Raw genomic sequence first — 21187 nt, forward strand, 5'->3', positions numbered from 1 at the left:
TTGTTATAATGATGTTGCTTAATAGATCTTATTCAGTGCATCAACATATGCATGCATTGAGGCATTCACAATGTCAGTTGAGTAACCATAGCCATAATAAGCCTGGCCATTGTGTTTTACACGCATGTTTACTTTACTTACATCCTTACTACCACCACGCATTGACTGTATGTTAAACTCGTCGATATCTATCTGATCTTTGATGATCTCATGGATGGCATTGATAGCAGCATCTACAGGACCGTTACCAGCGGAGCTGGCTTCTTTCTCTTCACCATTGATCTTCAGTTTCACAGTTGCCATAGGACGCAGCGGATCGCCACATACTACCTGCAACAACGTTACTTTGATAGCTTTATCGTCATAGTTCTTATCATCGCCGTCGCCCATCAGTTCCTGCAGATCGGCATCATTGATATCCTTCTTCTGATCAGCCATAACCAGGAAGCGTTGGTATACTTCATCCAGGTTGATCTTATCCAGCTTATAACCTAAGCGTTCCAGGTGGTGCTTCAGTGCATGACGGCCACTACGTGCAGTCAGAATGATAGCGTTGGATGGGATACCTACATCCTCCGGATTCAGGATCTCATAGTTTTCACGATGTTTCAATACACCATCCTGGTGAATACCGGAGCTGTGTGCAAACGCGTTACGACCGATGATAGCCTTATTTGCCTGTACCGGCATGCGCATCATGGTTTCTACCATGTTGCTGATACCATAGATACGTTTTGAATTGATACCTGTATGATAGCCCATTGCGTGGTGCGTCTTCAGGATCATCGCTACTTCTTCCAGTGATGTATTACCGGCACGCTCTCCAATACCATTGATAGTACATTCTACCTGGCGTGCACCATTCATTACACCTGCGATGGTATTGGCAGTAGCCAGTCCCAGGTCATTGTGACAGTGCACAGAGATAATAGCTTTATCAATGTTGGATACGTTATCCATCAGGTACTTAATCTTGGCACCATACTGGTCAGGCAGACAATATCCGTTTGTATCTGGAATATTAACAACAGTTGCACCTGCGGCGATAACTGCTTCAATCATTCTGGCCAGGTATTCATTATCAGCGCGACCGGCATCTTCCGCATAAAACTCAATGTCATCCACGAATTTGCGTGCATACTTAACGGCATCAACTGCGCGTCTCAGGATCTCATCGCGGGTACTGTTGAATTTATATTTTATGTGCATATCGGAGGCTCCGATACCAGTATGGATACGTTTACGTTTTGCAAAGCGAAGCGCTTCAGCAGCAGCATCAATATCCATGGTGTTGGCACGTGTCAGTGCACAGATCACAGGCTCGCTTACTGCTTTCGATATTTCAACGACACTCTGGAAATCACCGGGACTGGAAATTGGGAACCCGGCTTCAATAACATCTACTCCGAGCAATTCCAATTCCTTAGCTACCTCAATTTTCTCGACGGTTGTCAGCTGGCAACCAGGGACCTGTTCGCCATCACGGAGTGTAGTATCGAAGACGTATACACGATTTTTATCGCTCATCTTATATTAATTACGTTATTGGAGAATTTACTTTATTCAGGCTATTGCGTCTGAAACGAATCAGTTCAGGTTTTCCAGCACTTTAGCACCCATTGCATCTGTACCCATCACAAAGTGATTTTCCGTATGCTTGTTAGCAATATCCATAGTGCGGAAGCCTTGTTTCAACGTAGCTTCAACTGCTTTGATCACACGCAGCGACTCATTTTTCAGACCGAAAGAGATATCGAGCATCAATGCGGCAGACAGGATAGACGCCAGCGGATTAGCAATACCTTTTCCTGCAATATCATGCGCAGAACCATGGATAGGTTCGTAGAAACCGGTACTATCGCCTACGGATGCTGAAGCAAGCATACCCATAGAACCTGCGATCTGAGAAGCCTCGTCAGTCAGGATGTCGCCAAACAGGTTAGCTGTCAGTACCACATCGAAACGTTTAGGATCTTTTACCAGTTGCATGGCGGCATTATCAATGAACATATGCTCTGTTTCCACGTCAGGATATTCCTTTGCAATTTCCTGTACTACCTCTCGCCACAGGCGGCTGGTTTCCAGTACATTCGCCTTATCTACAGAACATAGCTTTTTGCGGCGGTTACGTGCAGCTTCAAAAGCTTTCCGTGCAATACGCTCTACTTCAAAACGGTGATAAATCATCAGGTCAGATGCAGTGTTGCGATCTTCTGAACGTTTCTTCTCGCCAAAGTATACATCACCGGTCAGCTCGCGGAAGAACAGGATATCTGCTCCGCGAAGTATTTCCGGCTTAATGCTGGATGCTTCCAGCAGTTCATCAAACAACTTAATAGGCCGCAGATTAGCATAGAGTCCTAACTCTTTGCGGATTTTCAGCAATCCCTGTTCAGGACGCACTTTCAGTGTAGGGTCATTATCGTATTTCGCATGACCGATAGCGCCGAACAGTATCGCATCACTTTTACGGGCTTTTTCCAGTGTTTCATCAGGCAGTGGATTACCGGTAGCTTCGATGGCAACATGTCCCATTATGCCTTCTTCAAAAACAAAATTGTGTTTGTAGTTAACTGCAATTGTCTGCAGTACTTTTTGTCCCCAGGCAGTCACCTCCTGTCCGATTCCATCTCCGGGTATTACCAGTATCTTTTTGTCTACGCCCATTTAGTTTAGAGTTGATTAGAATTGATGTTTACTTCTGTACACCCAGTGGCATACCTTCCTTCCGGAAAGTAAAGCTAAACCACCGAAGTGAAATGTTAAAAATTAAACTCACGGCTGGCTTCGTAGGATTCAATTTCCTTGCGAAGGCTCAACAGGTAGTCTATATCGTCATAGCCGTTAATGAGACAGGCCTTTTTGTACGGGTTGATGTCAAATTTGGTTTCATCGCCGGTAGCCACAATCTTCAACGTCTGCTGCTCTATATCTATTTCCAGCTGAGTAGCAGGATCTGCTTCGATGGCACGGAAGATTTTATCCAGGAACTCGTCTGTAACGGTAATAGGCAGTATAAAATTATTCAGCGCGTTGTTTTTGAAGATATCAGCAAAGAAACTGCTGATCACTACTTTGAAACCATAGTCGCCGATAGCCCAGGCAGCATGTTCACGGGATGAACCACAACCGAAGTTCTTGCCTGCTACCAGTATCTGACCCTTATAGATCGGATTATTAAGGATGAAATCCTGTTTAGGTTCATTGTTACTGTCGAAACGCCAGTCGCGGAACAGGTTCTCGCCGAAACCGTCCCGGGTAGTTGCCTTCAGGAAGCGTGCAGGGATGATCTGGTCTGTATCAATGTTTTCAATCGCAATAGGTACTGCGGTGGATACAAGGTGTTGAAAATTCTTACTCATTATAATATAGCCTTCAAAGAAGGTCTTTCATTTTAAAGTTAAAGATCTGTACTCAATTTTTCTGCTTTTACCCGCAGGCGCACATATTTAGTGTACCATTTACCATCGCGGAAGTTGGTTGCACGCAGGGATTCCTGCGCTTCCTGCAGGATAGGCTGCCTATCCTCTTCCGGTACCTGTTCTAAGAAATGTGATCCGAACATCTGCAACCACTGCACTATTCCATTCTCAGGATCTGCCAGTTCGGTGTCGCGGTCAAAGTAATGTACCTGGTTAACCCTGAATCCATATTCTTCCAGCAAAGAGGTATACTCTCCTACGGAAGGGAAATACCAGAAGGGCTTATACTGATACCCTCTGTTCTGCATGGCTTTCTCCAATGCACCGGTGATATCATCTACATTCCCCTTACCTCCCATCTCGAGCACAAAACGGCCTCCGGGTTTCAGGTGATTATAGATACGGTCCAATGCCTTCTCCTGTTGACGCACCCAATGCAGGGTTGCATTACTGAATACGGCATCAAACTTTTCCTCCAGCGAGAAAGCTGTAGCATCAGCCACCCGGAAGTCAACGCCGGGGAAATGCTGCTGCGCACTCTCAATCATAGAAGCTGCACTATCTATACCTGTTACCTTTGCGCCCTTCTCTGCAATCTGTGCAGTCAGTTCGCCGGTACCACAGCCAAGATCCAGTATGGTCTCTCCTGCTGCGGGTTGCAGCCATTCAATCAGGCTATTGCCATAATCGAATACAAAAGCATGCTTTTCTCTATATAAATCAGCGTTCCAGGACATATATCAGTTATATTATACCAGTTCTCTTACATCCGTTACTTTACCAGTAATAGCGGCTGCTGCTGCTGACAGCGGGCTGGCAAGGAAAGTACGGGCGTTAGGTCCCTGACGACCTTCAAAGTTACGGTTGGAAGTAGAGATACAATACATGCCGGCAGGTACTTTGTCTTCATTCATACCCAGACATGCAGAACAACCTGGCTCACGCAGATGGAAGCCTGCTGCTTCAAAGATCTTATCTATACCTTCTTTCTTCGCCTGTGCCTCTACCTGTTTAGAACCAGGTACTATCCATACCACTACATCGTCTGCCTTTTTCTTACCCTTTACAAAGTCGGCCACCATACGGAGGTCTTCAATACGGGAATTGGTACAGCTACCGATAAATACATAATCTACCTTCTTACCCAGCAGTTCACTTCCCGGCTCCAGTCCCATATAGTCCAGGGACTTCTTGAAAGATGGCTTTTCCTTATCGTCTACTTCTCCCAGGGAAGGAATATGCTGGGTTACACCCATACCCATACCCGGGTTAGTACCGTAGGTGATCATTGGTTCAATGTCTGCTGCATCGAATGTCAGCACAACATCAAATTCAGCGTCAGCATCTGTATAGAGCGTCTGCCAGTAAGCCAGGGCTTTATCCCAGTCTGCACCTTTAGGCGCAAACTCACGGCCTTTGATATATTCAAATGTTGTTTCGTCAGGTGCGATCAGACCTCCACGCGCACCCATTTCGATGCTCATGTTACAGATGGTCATACGCGCTTCCATACTCAGGCTACGGATGGCCTCGCCAGCATACTCCACAAAATAACCGGTAGCGCCGGAAGCAGATATTTTAGAAATGATATACAGGATGATATCTTTAGATACAACTCCTTTTTTCAGCTGTCCGTTCACTTCTATCTTCATACGTTTCGGACGATACTGCAGGATGCACTGGGTGGCCAGCACCTGCTCCACCTCGGAGGTACCGATACCGAAAGCAATAGCACCGAATGCGCCGTGTGTACTGGTATGGCTGTCTCCACATACGATGGTCATACCTGGCAGGGTTATACCCAGCTCAGGACCGATAACGTGCACAATACCCTGGTAAGGATGTCCCAGACCATACAATTCCACCCCAAATTCAGCTGTGTTGGCAGTCAGCATCTCTACCTGCTTGCGGCTCAGGGCCTCTTTGATAGGCAGATGCTGATCGATAGTAGGTACGTTATGGTCTGCCGTCGCCCTGGTCTTGGCAGTACGGAAAACCGGGATACCTCTTTTACGCAATCCATCAAACGCCTGCGGACTGGTTACTTCATGGATAAAATGTGTGTTGATGTATACTGCATCCGGAAAGCCGGGTTTGCTAACCACCACGTGGCTGTCCCAGATCTTGTCAAATAATGTTTTTCCCATCCGTAATTTTACATTTTGTGGCGCTCTGTGCTGAGATTATCGGACCATCAGCGCCCGCGAAATTGATAATTTTGTGCTTCCTAGTTTGTTTGTACCTTCAAAGCTAATGGTCAAGTTTAATTACCATATAGCTAAATTTGACTTAATTACGATATATAAATACACCTGACTTCAGCTATCGTTTTGATTGTCAGCAAATTATAACACATTATTAACGATGTCCAACAATCAGCACGACGCCCTCTTTATATTAATTAAAACACTCACCAAAGCCGAAAAGCGGAATTTCCAACTTGCTTTTAATAAAAATAATACTAAGGAGGACGTTCTTTTCATTCAACTATTCAATACCCTGGACAAGTTAAAGGAGTATGACGAGGAAATGATCCTCAAGAAAATACCCGCTATCAAAAAACAGCAGCTCAGTAACGTCAAAGCCCACCTGTATAAACAACTTCTTACCAGCCTCAGACTACTTTACAAGCAGAAAGACCCCCTGATCGATCTCAGGGAACAGCTGGATTATGCCCGTGTATTATACAGTAAAGGACTTTACAACCAGAGCCTGAAAATACTCTCCAAAGCTAAAGCCACAGCTATTGAGCAGGAAGAAGTTATGCTAAGCTATGAAATTATCGAATTTGAAAAGCAGATCGAGAGCCGGCATATTACCCGCAGCCTGGAAAACAGGGCAGATGAACTCAGCGCCGAATCCCGGCAGATAGAACTGCGCCTGAGCAATATCAGCCGCCTGTCTACCCTTTCCCTCCGGATGTATGGCCTGTACCTGAAGCTTGGCCATGCCCGGGATGAAAAAGATGCAGACATGGTTCGTACCTTCTTTGAAACCGAACTGCCTCCAGACTGTGGTAAAGACATGAGCTTTTACGAGAAAATACACATGTTCCAGGCCTACAGCTGGTATTACTACATCCTTCAGGACTTCGTGATGTTTTACCGGTATACCCAGAAATGGGTGAACCTGTTCAATGAATATCCCTCCCTGCAGCGAACCGACGTAGAGCTTTACATCAAAGCCATGCACAACCTGCTGACGGCCCATTTCTATACCATGAACCACGAAAAGTTCAGGAAAGACCTGGAACGGCTGGAGACATTCATTGCTGATAATCAGGAGAGCTTCAATGAAAACACCAAGACTTCCGCCTTCGTGTACGTGTATACCGCCCGTATCAACCGTTACTTCCTGGAAGGAACTTTCAGCGATGGCCTATCCCTGGTGCCACAACTGGAAACCGAAATAGCGGAACATCAGCTGAAAATTGACCAACACCGTGTATTATTATTTTATTACAAAATAGCCTGTCTCTATTTTGGCAGCGGAGACAATAATAAGGCCATCGTATACCTCAATAAGATTATTCATCTCAGAATAGGCAATTTAAGAGCTGATATACAGTGCTTTGCACGTATCCTGCACTTAATAGCCCATTATGAACTGGAAAACTACAGCCTGGTAGAATACCTGATCAAATCCGTATACCACTTCATAGCCAAGAATAAAGACCTTGGTCAGATGATGGAAGAGATTCTGAAGTTCCTCCGCCGGAATATCTATGCTCATCCGAAAGCCCTGCGCAGCGCTTTCGCCGATCTCAAAGAACGACTGGTACAACTGTCCCAGAATCCTTACGAACGCAGGTCTTTCCTGTATCTCGACATCATCTCCTGGCTGGAAAGCAAGATAGAAGGGATTCCGGTGCAGGAAATCATACACCGGAAGTTTATCCGTAAAGAAAAAAGGATCTGACGGTTAAGCTGATGGTTCCGGCTTCTGCTCATCGTCACTGCCATCTTCGCTGGCGGAGTCGCCTGTATTTTCCTGCACGCCCGGATTAGTGTCTGCAGGCAGCGGATCTTTGTACTGTGCTTTCTCCTTTACATTGAACAAGGTCTTAAACACCTCTTCCAGCTTTTCAGACGCTTCTTTTGAGAACAGGCCAACCAGGCACGCAATCGCCATCATCCCATAAGGATTTAGCGGCACACTGTCTCTCTCCTGATTGGCTTCGCTGCGGGAAGTCGGTGGAATGGCTTCATGTGTGTCGGCTCCTGCCGGCGGACAGTCAGGCTTCACCGTATCCTGTGTCGCGGCAGGCCCCTCCGGAGAGTCTGGCCGGGCAGCGCCCTCGTTAACGTTACCTTCAGCAACCGCCGGAGGGGTCGTATTCTCTGTCACCTGTGGCGACTCGGGTAATTCTGGCGATACCGGCGGACTATAAGTAAGTATCCCACCCCTCAGCAGCATGTAAAAGAACATTGCCATGCCAGCGCCTATTACAGGCCTGAGCAGGTACCAGGGTATCCAGGTGGTTACAAACATACGGTTGCCCACGAAGGCGGTAAAAGAAATAATGAGGTGAACATTCGCGCCAAGCGCTCCTCCCAAAATCATGAGTAACAGAAAACGGTGTTCTGCCGTAATGTTATACACTGCGCCAAACAATCGGAAGGGGTCTTTACTGCTAACGTAACCCGACGGCCAGATGCAGATAATGATGTAGAACAGGAGAACGGCTGTTATTCCGAACAGGGCAGTCAGGGTAATAATCCAGGCGCGGTCTTTTAACGGCTGGGCTTTCTTGGTGTGGTTGGACATAGGTTCCTTTTAAATAGTGTTACTGGTGGATAGTCTTATTATCAAGACAGCCACACCGTTGCTATTAACAACGGTATGGCTGTGCATATTTTCAACATTGCTTGTTCGTCGCTTGGCCGTCGCTTCTTCGCCGCTAGTTCGAAGCTTGTTCGTCCAGGCAGAAATGTTAATATTCTATCAGTATTTTCCTGCCTGTTTTTGCCGACTTACGGGCTGCTTCCAGAATCCGCACGACGATCAGGTTATTTTCCAGCGAAGAAAGATCATTGCCCGGCTTTAAGGTACCATTCAACACGGCTGCAAGATATGTAATATTATCCGTATAGGTGGCTGTCGGAACTTTAACTCCCTGATATTCATTTTTCTTACGCTGCTGTAACTCGGTAGGATTCAGGGCATGCAGATAGCCGTTAGTGCCAAACACCTCCCAATCCTTAATACTGAATGGCCAGTTCCATGAGGCTTCAATGATACCTGTAGCTTCCGGGTATTCGAGCAGGATAGTGGCATCGTCATCTACCTTTGGGTAGACGTCCGGTTTGATATGGCGTGCTACGGCAGTGACAGATAATGGCGCTTTACCGTTCATCAGCCAGGTCATGAGGTTAGCGCCATAACAACCAAAGTCCATCAGTGCGCCGCCCCCATTCTTCACCGGGTCGGTAAGCCAGCGGAGAAAATCTTCGCTACAGCCTATTTCCCTGGGGCCTTCATGCCCGTCATGTACTACCATCTTTCTTACCGGCCCTACGGCATCCTGCTTTCTCACCAGGTCATACACATATTGATTGGTATTGTACCAGGTTGTTTCGTAGTTGGTCAGCACCTGAATATGATGTTTCCTGGCCAGTGCGGCCATCCGTTCTGCCTGTGCTACGGTGGTTGCCAGCGGCTTCTCCACCATTACAGCTATTCCTTTAGGCGCGCAGGCTTCTACTACGTCAATATGCTCAGCAACCGCATTATATGCCAGCACAGCATCGGGGTGCTTACGGTTCAATAAGGTATGCAGATCCGGATAGAACAGGGAATCCGGTAACTGGTAAGTCTTTTTGTAACGTGCTACGAGCGCTGCATCCGGTTCCGCAATACCGGCAAGGGTAACCTGCCCCTTTTTCCACTGGTTCATCAGCTGATGTACGTGGTCGTGGGATAGTCCGGCTACGCCGACATGCAATGGTTTTTGCTGCCCTGTGGCAGTAAGGGCAGCCATTAACAGCAGCATACCCTGGCTTAAGATTTTCATCATGACATGGATTATTTGGACCTGAGTGTATTATTGTACCAGGTTCAGTACGCGCCAGCCGTCTTCTCCCTTGAAAGTATAGATCTGGTGGGTACGCTTCCCGCCATCCGGAAAGATGCATACCTCTGTAATCAGGTATAGCTGATCTGTGATCTTTTTACGATAAGGGAAAGCGCGGCGCAGGTCTCTGAACACCGGAAAACCATCTGTTTCCAGACTTTTTATAAATGATGTACGCAGAATGTCGGCCGTGGTATGCAGGATATCATTCCCACTGAAAATATCATTCATTTTCATGAGCAGCAGCCGGGCTTCTTCTACAAAGTTTTTACAATCTACCGCTTTGTCAATATCCTGCTCATCATATGCATCTTCGAGGCATAAAATAGCACCTTCGGGTGTGGAAAAATCATGTGCAAAATAGTCGATCCCTTCGTCAATATACAACCCGATCTGCCGGTCAAACTCCGCCCATTCCTGCACAGGTTTTCCATCGCGTATTGCGCGGATGGTATAGCCGCCAATCAAGCGCCCATCTTCAATAATCATCCAATCAGAAATAAACCGCGGATCAATACCTATCTTCTGATTGACAGCCACAGAATTAACATACACGGGTTTATTACCAACTATACCGTAAAGGTTTCCTTCGTCATCAAAACTTGGAGAAGTTAACCAGAGATGTTCGCGGTTCACACCGTCGTCTATCAGTACTTTGACAGAAAAATATTGCTGTACCGGGTCAGGCTGCAGCAAATTATCCTGAAAATAGTGCAAAGTGGCAATAGCTTTTTCAATAGCCCAGTTCATTCTTTCATCGTCATCAGCGATGTGTACAACTGGCAATTGTTCCTCTAAGTCAGCTTTGCTACGTTTACCAAAGAATTTTGATAAGAAACCCATAGGTGAATGGTTATGTAATATTTGTGTCTCAGTGGACGACCTGTATGCCCCTCCGAACGAATATACCCATATTTTCATTATGATTCCGGACCGTATCTAATCCACTTTTTCCAGCGGCGCTTCATAGCGGTAATAGCGATACCGGAAGAGGCACCAGGCAGTGACCTGCACCAGGATGATACTATACCAGTATAAGTGTGCAAGTCCGAGAAAAAGTACGACCACAATTGCTATCACCACCCATCTGAAATATCTGTCCTGGTCTATACCTGCCATATAAAGCAGACTACGGAACAGTGTCATGAGTGATACACCTGTGAGTACCAGCATCAGCCAGTGAGCAGGCATACCAGTTGTCCAGGTTTTTACGATAATCAGGATGTGTTCGGGCGCTGTCAGTATCAGATATAACAGGCAGTTTTGTAAATATCTTTTCCACACCGGCACAGGTAATTGTGGTAATAAAGACAGGTACAAATCATCAAACCGCCTGTGATTGTACACCAATATACTTTGTGCCAGCACGCAGATCAGCACACCTACCAGCAGCATTCTTTCATCATATTTACCGGCCATCACCGAACAGGTAAGTATGATCACAATGGCAGTAACTATTTTGCTGATAGCCAATGAACGTATATTGTTGTTCAGCAGTTCATAACCATAAAAAGACCATATCGGTTTTCTGAAAGTTCTGTTAAACCAATGCTGCCACCTGGCAAGGAAAGAGACCGTACCCGGATGCTTCATTTTACGCACATACAGCGCAAGCGGCGCCGTCATCATCACCAGGTTAAAAACCACAATAATGACAGCGGCCATATAATAGCCTGATTTAGCTGCCACTATAGTTGATATTCCGCCGTAAATCAATACAGGCGCATATATGGTAATGTGCAGCCACAACCAGGTACGCCATTTCTGCATGCCTTCCAGCAGTCCTAAGGTGCCGTATAAAAAGGTATGATCCTTTGAAGATAGCAGGTTAAATATAAAAGCTACACACTTCAGATTATAGAGCGACCAGATGAAGCATACGAGAGCCAGAAATTCCGGCGTGCCGGTAAAGCCTTTTATGAGTGTATGGTGATAAGCTGGTAGTTGTCCGCCGGGTACAATTCCAAAGAAAAAATAAAATAATACCAGGAAGAAGCCAGTATTCTTAGCATAGAAACGGATTGTAAAAATCTTTGATAGTGCCATTGCTGATATTTAGATTTTTACAATATTCTTACCCTGTACCTGTAGTTGGATAGCGCCTGCTGTTACCGGCTGATGGGAAGTAATGCAGAATGTTACGCCATATTGCTGATGAAACTCTTCCACCAATGTATATAACAAGGGAAGTGATTGCGTATCGAGGGTGATCAGTGGCTCGTCGAGTAAAATTACCTGTGGCTGACCGGTAAATGCAAGCAGCAGGGATACTTTTTTTAGCATGCCGCTGGAGTAGCTGCTGACAGGTTGGTGGATAAATGCGCTGACGCCCAGCAGTTCTATCATCTTTTCCACATCTTTAAATCCGGGGCCTTTTGTTTTGACGTACAATGCTACCAGATCACTGCCGGTGATGAAGCCAGGATAGAGGGGTTCTGCCTCAGCGTAATTAACCAGGCGGCGGTATTGCACCGGCTGTTTTGAGCAGCTGACAGTACCGTTGAGGATAATGTCGCCGCTGAAGGGTATCAGGCCGGCTATGACCTTCATGGTGGTCGTTTTTCCAGCCCCGTTTCCTCCTAGTAACCAGTACACACCATAGGTGAGCCGGAGATCCGGAATTTCCAGTATGGTGGTATCATGATAAGCTTTGATAACATGCGATAAATGGAGGATAGGAGCAGACATACAGAAGAGATATTCTTTTGTGGTAAATATGTGGAATAAGTTGCTGAAATTCACCGGGAATAATGGATTTAACAAAACTTTTCGGGCGACCTGAGCGTGTATTACCACACCGGATTCTACAATATGTAGAATTGTGTTTTTTTTCAATATGTCAATTAGCTCATTCCGGCGCTGCTAGGCGATTACGAAATTGGGAGTATTCTTTTTCCACAAACTGTTAAAAACTAAAAATTCCCTCCCTGTTATTCCGATGTACATTTGTAGAAGTTCACGATACGAGTAACAAGTCTCAAAGGGATATAAGCGAAGACCCCGGTTGCCGGGAGGGATAAATACTAACCGAGCAGGCAATAGCGATTTCGATCGGAACGCATTCACGTATCAAAGGGTATCAGAAAAGGTCCAATGAATAACTTAAAATGGAGATAACATCTCCTTCATGACCTTTCTATCTGTATACGTTAACCATATAAAATTATTGAGCGATGAATTTAGAGAATGAACTGCTTTTAAAGGAAAACAAGGACAGATTTGTACTGCTGCCTATCAATTATCCGAAGGTATGGGAGAAGTACAAACAACATGAGGCCAGTTTCTGGACAGCAGAGGAGATAGATCTTAGTGCGGATATGAAGGACTGGAATAATCTCAATGATGGCGAGCGTCATTTCATCACGCATGTACTTGCTTTTTTTGCGGCGAGCGACGGTATTGTTAATGAAAATCTTGCTGTGAATTTCATGAGCGAGGTGCAGTTACCGGAAGCGCGTTGCTTCTATGGTTTTCAGATTATGATGGAGAATATCCATTCTGAGACATATGCATTATTAATCGATACTTATGTGAAAGATCCGGTTGAGAAAGATCGTTTATTTCACGCTATTGAAACGGTGCCTGCGGTAACTAAAAAAGCGCAGTGGGCATTACGCTGGATTGAGAACGGGAATTTTGCGGAGCGCCTGGTGGCATTTGCGGCAGTGGAGGGTATTTTCTTCAGTGGCAGTTTCTGCTCTATTTTCTGGTTAAAGAAAAGAGGTCTGATGCCGGGTCTGACATTCTCGAATGAGCTGATCAGCCGTGACGAGGGTTTGCATTGTGAGTTTGCCTGCCTGCTGTATGGTATGCTGGAAAACAAGCTGCCGCAGGAACAGGTGCATACAATTATCCGCGATGCAGTAGCTATTGAGAAAGAGTTTATCACGGATGCTTTGCCGGTAGCGCTGATTGGTATGAACAGCAAATTAATGAGTGAATATATTGAGTTTGTTGCAGACCGCTGGTTAAGTGAACTGGGATATGCTAAAATATATAATACAGCAAATCCGTTTGACTTTATGGAGATGATTTCTCTGCAGGGTAAAACAAACTTCTTTGAAAAACGAGTGGGAGATTATCAGAAAGCAGGTGTGATGTCCGGCAAGGATACGCAGACTTTCAGTCTGGATGAAGACTTCTGATAAAGGCATAATAATTGCATGTTGTTGCAGAATTTGCCAACTACCACAATTTAATAATCACATTACTCAACCTCTTAAATTCATTAAACCATGTTTGTAATTAAGCGCGACGGCCACAAAGAAGCTGTTAAGTTTGACAAGATTACTGCTCGTGTTGAAAAGCTGTGTTATGGACTGAATGCGGAGTACGTAGACGCCATAGACGTAGCGAAGAAAGTGATACAGGGTTTATATGACGGAGTAACTACCAGCGAACTGGATAATCTTGCCGCAGAAACTGCAGCGTCGCTTACTACAAAACATCCTGACTATGCCTTGCTTGCATCGCGTATTGCTGTAAGCAATCTCCATAAAAATACAGTGAAATCATTCTCTAAAACAATGAGGAAGCTGTATGAATACATCGATCCTAAAGTAGGTAAACCTGCTCCGTTATTGGCCGACGATGTATATGAGATCATCAGAAAGAATGCAGAGATACTGGACTCCAGCATCATCTACGACCGTGACTTTGCTTTTGACTATTTCGGTTTTAAAACACTGGAACGTTCTTACCTGCTGAAATTAGATGGCAAGGTAGCTGAACGTCCGCAGCATATGTTTATGCGCGTAGCTGTTGGTATCCACAAAGAAGATATTGACGCAGCGATCAAAACATACAACCTGATGAGTGAGCGCTGGTTCACACATGCCACTCCTACCCTCTTCAATGCCGGTACACCTAAACCACAGATGTCCAGCTGTTTCCTGCTGACAATGCAGGATGATAGCATTGAGGGTATTTACGATACACTGAAACAAACTGCGAAGATCTCCCAGAGCGCTGGTGGTATTGGTCTGAGCATTCATAATATCCGTGCTACCGGTTCCTATATCAGTGGCACCAATGGTACCTCCAATGGCATCATTCCGATGCTGCGTGTATTTAATGATACTGCCCGTTATGTAGATCAGGGTGGTGGTAAACGTAAAGGTGCTTTTGCTATTTACCTGGAACCATGGCATGCTGACATCTTTGAGTTCCTGGATCTGCGTAAGAACCATGGTAAGGAAGAGATGCGTGCAAGAGACCTGTTCTATGCACTGTGGGTACCGGATCTGTTCATGAAACGTGTGGAAGAAAATGGCGATTGGAACCTGTTCTGCCCTCATGAAGCGCCAGGGCTGCATGAGTGCTGGGGTGAAGCATTTGAGAAACTGTATACCAAATACGAGCAGGAAAACCGTGCCCGTAAAACAGTTAAAGCGCAGGATCTCTGGTTTGCCATATTGGATGCACAGATAGAAACAGGTACACCTTACCTGCTGTATAAAGACTCTGCCAACCGTAAGTCTAACCAGCAGAACCTGGGTACTATCAAGAGTTCCAACCTTTGTACAGAAATCATTGAATATACTGATGCCAACGAAGTAGCAGTATGTAACCTGGCATCACTCGCACTGCCGCGCTTTGTAATTGATGGTAAGTTCGATCATGAGAAACTGTATGAAGTTACTTATCAGGCATCGCTCAACCTGAACCGCATCATCGATAATAATTTCTATCCGGTAGATGAAGCTCGTAACAGTAACCTGCGTCACCGTCCTATCGGACTGGGTGTGCAGGGACTTGCAGATGCATTTATCCTGATGCGTTATCCGTTTGAAAGTGAAGAAGCTAAACAGCTGAACAGCGAAATCTTTGAAACCATCTACTTTGCTGCGATGACCGCATCCAAAGACCTGGCAATGAAAGATGGCGCATACGAAACATATGCAGGTTCGCCTATCTCCAAAGGTATCTTCCAGTTTGATATGTGGGGTGTAACACCATCTCCACGCTGGGACTGGGCCTCACTGAAAGAAGAAGTAAAAAAATATGGCGTGCGTAACTCCCTGTTGCTGGCACCGATGCCAACGGCATCTACTTCTCAGATACTGGGTAATAACGAATGTTTTGAGCCTTACACATCGAATATCTACACACGTCGCGTACTAAGCGGTGAGTTTGTAGTCGTGAATAAGCACCTGCTGAAAGACCTGGTAGAACTGGGCCTATGGGATAATGATATGAAGAACAAGATCATTACCTCCAATGGTTCTATCCAGCACATTCCTGAGATCCCTTCACAGATCAAGGAACTGTACAAAACAGTATGGGAGATCAAACAGCGTACAATCATTGACATGGCAGCCGATCGCGGTGCTTTTATCTGCCAGTCACAGTCGCTGAATCTGTTTGTGGATACGCCTTCTGCTGCAAAACTGACTTCAATGCACTTCTATGCATGGAAGAAAGGTCTGAAAACAGGTATGTACTACCTGCGTACACAGGCAGCGGCACAGGCAGTGCAGTTCACTGTTGAAAAACAGGGCGGCCAGCAGATAGAACCAATGGTGGAAAAGAAAGCCGGTGAAGCAAAAGCCGGTAAAGTAGTAGACGCCAAGCTGGATGAAGTAGAATTTGTCGAAGGCGCAGTCTGCACCATGGAAGAAGGTTGTGTAACCTGCAGCGCATAATGTCTTACTAACACATTGTTATACGTAAAGGGCAGTCATTACCGGCTGCCCTTTTTCTATATGTTTGATTTACCGGGATAAAAACAGGCATCAATAATGCGGTAGCTTTATCTCAAACCTGGAAAGTATGAACGCAAAAATTCTGTTAGCCGGCGCAACCGGCCATCTGGGTGAAAAGATCCTCCGTAAACTGCTGGATGAAGGTGCAGATGTACGCGTAGTGATCCGCCCTAACACGCCGCTGGAAAAGATAGGAAAACTTAAACAATACGATATTGGCGTGATCCAGACAGATATGTCTAATATCAACGAACTGACACTTGCCTGTCAGGACGTAGATTGTGTAGTATCAGCAGTACATGGCCTGGAAGATGTGATCATCGGCGTTCAATCAGCGCTGCTGGAAGCAGCAGTCAATGCCGGTGTGCCTCGTTTTATTCCTTCTGATTATGCCAGCGACTTTACGAAACAGGCAGCTGGTGAGAACCGGAACTTCGATCTGAGGCGTAAATTCCACGAACAACTGGACAAATCGCCCATTGCTGTAACATCCATATTAAATGGTGCTTTTGCAGAGATATTATTTCGTGGCAATCCACTGCTGGATGTGAATAACAACAGTGTAAGCTATTGGGAAGATGAGGATAAAAAGCTTGACTTTACCATGATGGACGACGTAGCCACCTTTACTGCCGCTGCTGCGATGGATGCGACTACACCCCGGATACTTCGTATAGCCGGTTTTCAGGTATCGCCTAAAGAGCTGGCCGCTATTGCCGGAGAGAGTAAGGAACAGCCCTTTGAACTGATCAGACAGGGCAGCCTGGAAGACCTGCGTGCACTGATCCAGCGGGAAAGAGCTGCACATCCGGAAGGAGAGCAGGAATTATATCCGGCCTGGCAACAGTTGCAGTATGTGCATAGCATGTTCAGCACAACACTGTTTCCGCTTGATAATAAACGTTATAGTGATATTCAGTTTGCAGATGCAAAGACATTTGTGAACATGCTGGTAGAAGCGCCCTGATAAACAGGGTCCGGTTTACAGGTCTTCCTCCTGGAAGCCCCATTCTTCCAGCAAACCAGTGAACTGGGCATCTGGCAGGGTTCTTTTGTCATAGAGTCCTGCCAGTTCTCTTTGCCTGTAAGCTTCATATATGGTCACCGCACAGGCAACGGATATATTCAGGGATTTGATAATTCCTACCTGCGGAATAAGAAAGTTTCCATCACTGAGCGACCGTATCTCTTCACTTACTCCCTCCTGTTCGTTACCGAATACCAATGCAACAGAACCGGTAAAATCCAGCTTATATAGACCCACAGCATCAGTGCTTAGGTGCGTGGTGTAAATCTTATTATATTTCTCCCGCAATGCCGCTACGCAGGACGCAGGGTCGGCAAACTGGTGAACGGTGAGCCACTTGGCAGCGCTGGAAGAACTTCTGACCCCCCATTTCTTCTGCCGTGGCTTCTTGTTATCAATGACATAGATCTCCTGAATACCCACTGCATCGCAGGTGCGCATTACTGCAGATACATTGTGAGGATCCTGTACATTCTCCAGGACCACCGTGAGCCCCGCCTGTCTTTTATTTAATACGGATAGTAACCTTTCCCTACGTTCTGGCGTCATAATCAGGTGTGTATAAATTTTCGTCGGCAAATTTAACTTAAATCGGACTTTTGTATACCGCTTTTCCTTACTACCTTCATACATAATAAAAAACATCCATCTAACACATGCTCAAAAAAATCCTCAAGTTTGTAGGGATCTTCTTGCTGGTATTGGTAATTGCAGCTATTGCCATTCCATACTTCTTCAAGGGTAAGATCATGTCAATTGTCAAGACAGAGCTAAACAAACAGCTGGTAGCTGACGTGGACTTTAAAGACGTAGATATCAGTCTGATACGACGCTTCCCCCGGCTGGCGGTAGCCCTGGAGGACCTGAGCGTAGTAAACAGGGCTCCGTTCGCAGGAGATACCCTGGTTGCAATAAAGAAAATCGATCTCGCACTGAACCTTATGAGTGTGATCAAAGGCGAGAAAATGGATATCTACAACGTAGCGATCACTTCTCCCCGCGTACACGCTATCATCAATAAACAAGGACTTGTAAACTGGGACATCACCAAACCGGATACCGCACAGGCAACTCCGGCAGATACAGCGGCAGCAAAATTTGCCCTGGACCTGCAGCAGTACAGTATTGAAGATGCCACGATCCGTTATGATGATGAACAGGGTGACATGGGCCTGCTTATCGAAGGACTGAACCACCAGGGCAAAGGCGACTTCACCCAGGACCTGTTCACCTTGCAGACCAATACCCAGGCAGCAGGCGTGAGCTTCCGTTATGGCCTCATTCCCTATCTGGTGCGTACCAAAACAACGCTGGACGCAGATATACAGGTGGATAACAAAACCAGTACCTATACTTTCCAGAAAGGTAAGGCAACGCTGAATAACCTGGAACTGGCTTTCCAGGGCTTCTTCAAACTGGTGGATGATAGTACCTATGGTATGGACCTGACCATGAAAGCACCCGCTATCGAATTTAAAGACATCCTTTCCCTGGTACCTGCTATATTCATGCAGGACTTCGAGAAAATCAAGACCTCTGGTACGGCAGCCTTTGACGGTTATGTAAAAGGGAACTATAGTACCAACCAACTGCCGGCGTTTGGTGTAAACCTTGCCGTAAAAGATGGCTTCTTCCAATATCCTGACCTTCCGAAACCTGTGAAGAATATCCAGGTAAAAATGAATATCAACAATCCAGATGGTATACCTGACCATACAATTGTAGACATTCCTGCCGCACATGCAGAAATGGATAATACCCCGCTGGACATACGCCTGCTGGTTAAAACACCTGTATCTGACATGTATGTGGACGGGGCTGCGAAAGGTAAACTGGACCTGTCAAAAGTATCACAGTTCGTGAAACTGGATGAAGGTACTGCTTTGAGTGGCCTGGTGGATGCCGACGTAACCGCCAAAGGTAATATGAGCGCTATCGAGAAACAGGCGTATGACAAGTTTTATGCAGCGGGCAGTATCCTGATCAGCAACCTGCTATACCGTAGCAAAGACTATCCGGAAGGTGTGAAAGTGAATAACCTGTCTATGCAGTTTAATCCCAGGAATGTGACTGTTTCCCAGTTCGACGGGCAATACCTGGGTACTAACTTCCAGGCAAACGGCGAGGTGAATAATATGCTGGCTTACATGTTGAAAAACCAGCCGCTGGATGGTAAACTGAATGTAAAAGCAGACGAAGTAAACCTGAACAAATGGATGGGTACGACAGAAACTGCTGCTGCCGAAACACCAGCAGATACAGCCAGTGCACCTTTTGCAGTACCGGCCAACCTTAATTTTGCCCTGACGGCACAGGTAGACAAAGTACACTATGACAAGCTGGATATGTCTAACCTGTCGGGTAACCTGTTGCTGAAAGACGAAACGGTATCCATGCAAAACATCAAAGCAAACGCTTTGCAGGGTAACATGGAAGTGGACGGAAGCTACAGCACTAAAAACAGTAAAACCAACCCGGACATCAACATGTCATATAATGTGCAGAATGTGGATGTACAACAGACGTTCAATGCGTTCAATACTGTACAGGCGCTGATGCCGGTAGCTAGATTCCTGAACGGTAAGATCAATTCAAAACTAGCGCTGACCGGTAAACTTGGTCAGGATATGATGCCTTTGCTGAACAGTCTGACCGGAGACGGTAACCTGCTGGTACTGGATGGAGCATTGCAGAAGTTTGCGCCTATTGAGCAGCTGGCGTCTACCCTGAATGTGACACAACTGAAAAATATCTCAGTGAAAGATATCAAGACTTACTTTGCCTTTGAAAACGGCCGCGTAAAAGTGAATCCGTTCAAGGTAAACGTCAGCAACTTCAGTATGCTGGTAGGAGGTTCTCACGGGTTTGACCAGTCTCTGGACTATACCCTGCAGATGACCCTTCCCCGCAATGTGATTGGTAAACAGGGAGATGCACTGATTACCAGTCTGGCTTCCAAAGCAAGCAGCAAAGGTATACCTGTAAATATCAGTGATAGTATTCACCTGAACGTGTTGCTGGGCGGTAATATCACGAAGCCTACCTATAAGACGGATCTGCAGGAGACAGCGACGGGTGCCCTGGATAACCTTAAAAATCAGGCAACTGAGCTGGTTAAAAACAGGGTAGATACTGTGAAAAATGCACTGAAGGACTCCCTGACAGCTGTAAAGGACAAAGCAGTAGCCGGACTGAAAGACCAGATCACCAAACAGATAACAGGCCAGAAAGATACGTCTGCAAACAAGGCACAGCCTTTGCAGAATGCTGGCAAACAGGCAGAGGAAGCAGTAAAAAGTACTTTAGGGAATATCTTTAAAAAGAAAGGTAACTAAGCTATAAACAGGCGAAACCAGTCTTTCTGATCACTGAAGACTGGTTTCACTATATTTTTTTAAGCGAACTTACTTATTTCACTAGATTGGACAATTATATGTCTGACTTTTTCATCACCTTCGCAGAACTGCATATTATTTATTCTCCATCCTGTAACAAAGGATGTGTTAACTTGAGAAATACCCGCATGTAACTATGGACTACGAGCGTTACATATCAGATGGAAATCTGGAAAAAGTACTTCTGGGATTCGCAACTCCTGAAGAAGAAGAGGAATTTCGGATGCATCTGGCATTCTTTCCGGAAATCCAGACAGAGAAAGAAGAAATAGAACGCCGCATCGAGCGCCTGGCGTTCAGAGAGGCTGCTTTACCGCCTGCACAACTGAAGACGACTATTATGCAGCGGATAGCGATGGAACCGGATGCCCGCCCAGGTAGTGGCAACTGGTACGACAGGCAGGATGTACGCTTTGAGAATGTACAGCCTCCTCCTAACACCATGAGGGTGCATGTAGGGTGGAAAATTCTGCTGATATCCCTGCTGGTAATGATTGCCGGTTCTGTGGCAGCCGCTGTTATTTTCTTCTTTATGACTTAGTAACTACAGCTATTTCTTATTACGA

The 21187-nt window shown here is 45.8% G+C and carries 17 protein-coding genes; 6 read left to right on the top strand and 11 right to left on the bottom strand.

Annotated features, from left to right (window positions below):
* Positions 1–18: 18 nt before the first annotated feature.
* The 5 genes from K1Y79_RS06395 to leuC form a co-directional block, all read right to left on the bottom strand.
* Entirely contained in the window at positions 19–1527 is a 1509-nt protein-coding gene (locus tag K1Y79_RS06395; RefSeq protein ID WP_220249167.1) for a 2-isopropylmalate synthase, read from the bottom strand.
* Between the two features lie 60 nt (positions 1528–1587).
* Positions 1588–2667, bottom strand: coding sequence for a 3-isopropylmalate dehydrogenase (leuB, locus tag K1Y79_RS06400; RefSeq protein WP_220249168.1), 1080 nt, complete (start codon positions 2665–2667; stop codon positions 1588–1590).
* Between the two features lie 95 nt (positions 2668–2762).
* Positions 2763–3362 carry a 3-isopropylmalate dehydratase small subunit gene (gene leuD / locus K1Y79_RS06405; RefSeq protein WP_220249169.1) on the bottom strand — a complete coding sequence of 200 codons (600 nt, stop codon included), beginning with the start codon at positions 3360–3362 and terminating at the stop codon, positions 2763–2765.
* A 38-nt stretch (positions 3363–3400) separates the two neighbouring features.
* Positions 3401–4159 carry a methyltransferase domain-containing protein gene (locus K1Y79_RS06410; protein ID WP_220249170.1) on the bottom strand — a complete coding sequence of 253 codons (759 nt, stop codon included), beginning with the start codon at positions 4157–4159 and terminating at the stop codon, positions 3401–3403.
* Positions 4160–4171: 12 nt separating this feature from the next.
* Complete coding sequence (gene leuC, locus K1Y79_RS06415) at positions 4172–5569, bottom strand: 3-isopropylmalate dehydratase large subunit (RefSeq protein ID WP_220249171.1); 1398 nt, start codon at positions 5567–5569, stop codon at positions 4172–4174.
* Positions 5570–5786: 217 nt separating this feature from the next.
* Here leuC and K1Y79_RS06420 point away from each other — a divergent pair, with 217 nt between their 5' ends.
* Positions 5787–7340 carry a hypothetical protein gene (locus tag K1Y79_RS06420; RefSeq protein WP_220249172.1) on the top strand — a complete coding sequence of 518 codons (1554 nt, stop codon included), beginning with the start codon at positions 5787–5789 and terminating at the stop codon, positions 7338–7340.
* Positions 7341–7343: 3 nt separating this feature from the next.
* On the opposite strand, the gene K1Y79_RS06425 is transcribed toward K1Y79_RS06420, so the two are convergent.
* From K1Y79_RS06425 to K1Y79_RS06445, 5 genes are all read right to left on the bottom strand, one after another.
* A complete protein-coding gene (locus tag K1Y79_RS06425) occupies positions 7344–8189 on the bottom strand; it encodes an MATE family efflux transporter (RefSeq protein ID WP_220249173.1) in 846 nt (281 codons plus the stop codon).
* A 166-nt stretch (positions 8190–8355) separates the two neighbouring features.
* Positions 8356–9438, bottom strand: a complete 1083-nt coding sequence (locus tag K1Y79_RS06430) for a Gfo/Idh/MocA family protein (RefSeq protein ID WP_236059507.1) — start codon at positions 9436–9438, stop codon at positions 8356–8358.
* A gap of 27 nt (positions 9439–9465) precedes the next feature.
* Positions 9466–10338: a YegJ family protein gene (locus K1Y79_RS06435; RefSeq protein ID WP_220249174.1), complete on the bottom strand. Its 873-nt coding sequence runs from the start codon at positions 10336–10338 to the stop codon at positions 9466–9468.
* Positions 10339–10434: 96 nt separating this feature from the next.
* Positions 10435–11541: a hypothetical protein gene (locus K1Y79_RS06440; protein WP_220249175.1), complete on the bottom strand. Its 1107-nt coding sequence runs from the start codon at positions 11539–11541 to the stop codon at positions 10435–10437.
* 9 nt (positions 11542–11550) lie between these two features.
* On the bottom strand, positions 11551–12183 hold the full coding sequence (locus tag K1Y79_RS06445; RefSeq protein WP_220249176.1) for an ABC transporter ATP-binding protein: 633 nt from the start codon (positions 12181–12183) through the stop codon (positions 11551–11553).
* Between the two features lie 485 nt (positions 12184–12668).
* Between K1Y79_RS06445 and K1Y79_RS06450 the strand changes: the two genes are divergently transcribed.
* The 3 genes from K1Y79_RS06450 to K1Y79_RS06460 all read left to right on the top strand — a co-directional run bounded on the left by K1Y79_RS06450 (position 12669) and on the right by K1Y79_RS06460 (position 17166).
* Entirely contained in the window at positions 12669–13640 is a 972-nt protein-coding gene (locus K1Y79_RS06450; RefSeq protein ID WP_220249177.1) for a ribonucleoside-diphosphate reductase small subunit, read from the top strand.
* A 90-nt stretch (positions 13641–13730) separates the two neighbouring features.
* A complete protein-coding gene (locus K1Y79_RS06455; RefSeq protein WP_220249178.1) occupies positions 13731–16139 on the top strand; it encodes a ribonucleoside-diphosphate reductase subunit alpha in 2409 nt (802 codons plus the stop codon).
* Between the two features lie 127 nt (positions 16140–16266).
* Positions 16267–17166: an NmrA family NAD(P)-binding protein gene (locus K1Y79_RS06460; RefSeq protein ID WP_220249179.1), complete on the top strand. Its 900-nt coding sequence runs from the start codon at positions 16267–16269 to the stop codon at positions 17164–17166.
* A gap of 15 nt (positions 17167–17181) precedes the next feature.
* On the opposite strand, the gene K1Y79_RS06465 is transcribed toward K1Y79_RS06460, so the two are convergent.
* Positions 17182–17775: a TrmH family RNA methyltransferase gene (locus K1Y79_RS06465; RefSeq protein WP_220249180.1), complete on the bottom strand. Its 594-nt coding sequence runs from the start codon at positions 17773–17775 to the stop codon at positions 17182–17184.
* Positions 17776–17882: 107 nt separating this feature from the next.
* Between K1Y79_RS06465 and K1Y79_RS06470 the strand changes: the two genes are divergently transcribed.
* Positions 17883–20561: an AsmA family protein gene (locus tag K1Y79_RS06470; RefSeq protein ID WP_220249181.1), complete on the top strand. Its 2679-nt coding sequence runs from the start codon at positions 17883–17885 to the stop codon at positions 20559–20561.
* Positions 20562–20757: 196 nt separating this feature from the next.
* Positions 20758–21162 (top strand): MDR/zinc-dependent alcohol dehydrogenase-like family protein, encoded by a 405-nt coding sequence (locus K1Y79_RS06475; protein WP_220249182.1) that lies wholly within the window; start codon positions 20758–20760, stop codon positions 21160–21162.
* Positions 21163–21187: the final 25 nt, after the last annotated feature.

Origin of the sequence: Chitinophaga rhizophila, from assembly GCF_019492185.1 — a bacterium.
In the GTDB taxonomy this organism is placed as follows: Bacteria; Bacteroidota; Bacteroidia; order Chitinophagales; family Chitinophagaceae; genus Chitinophaga; species Chitinophaga rhizophila.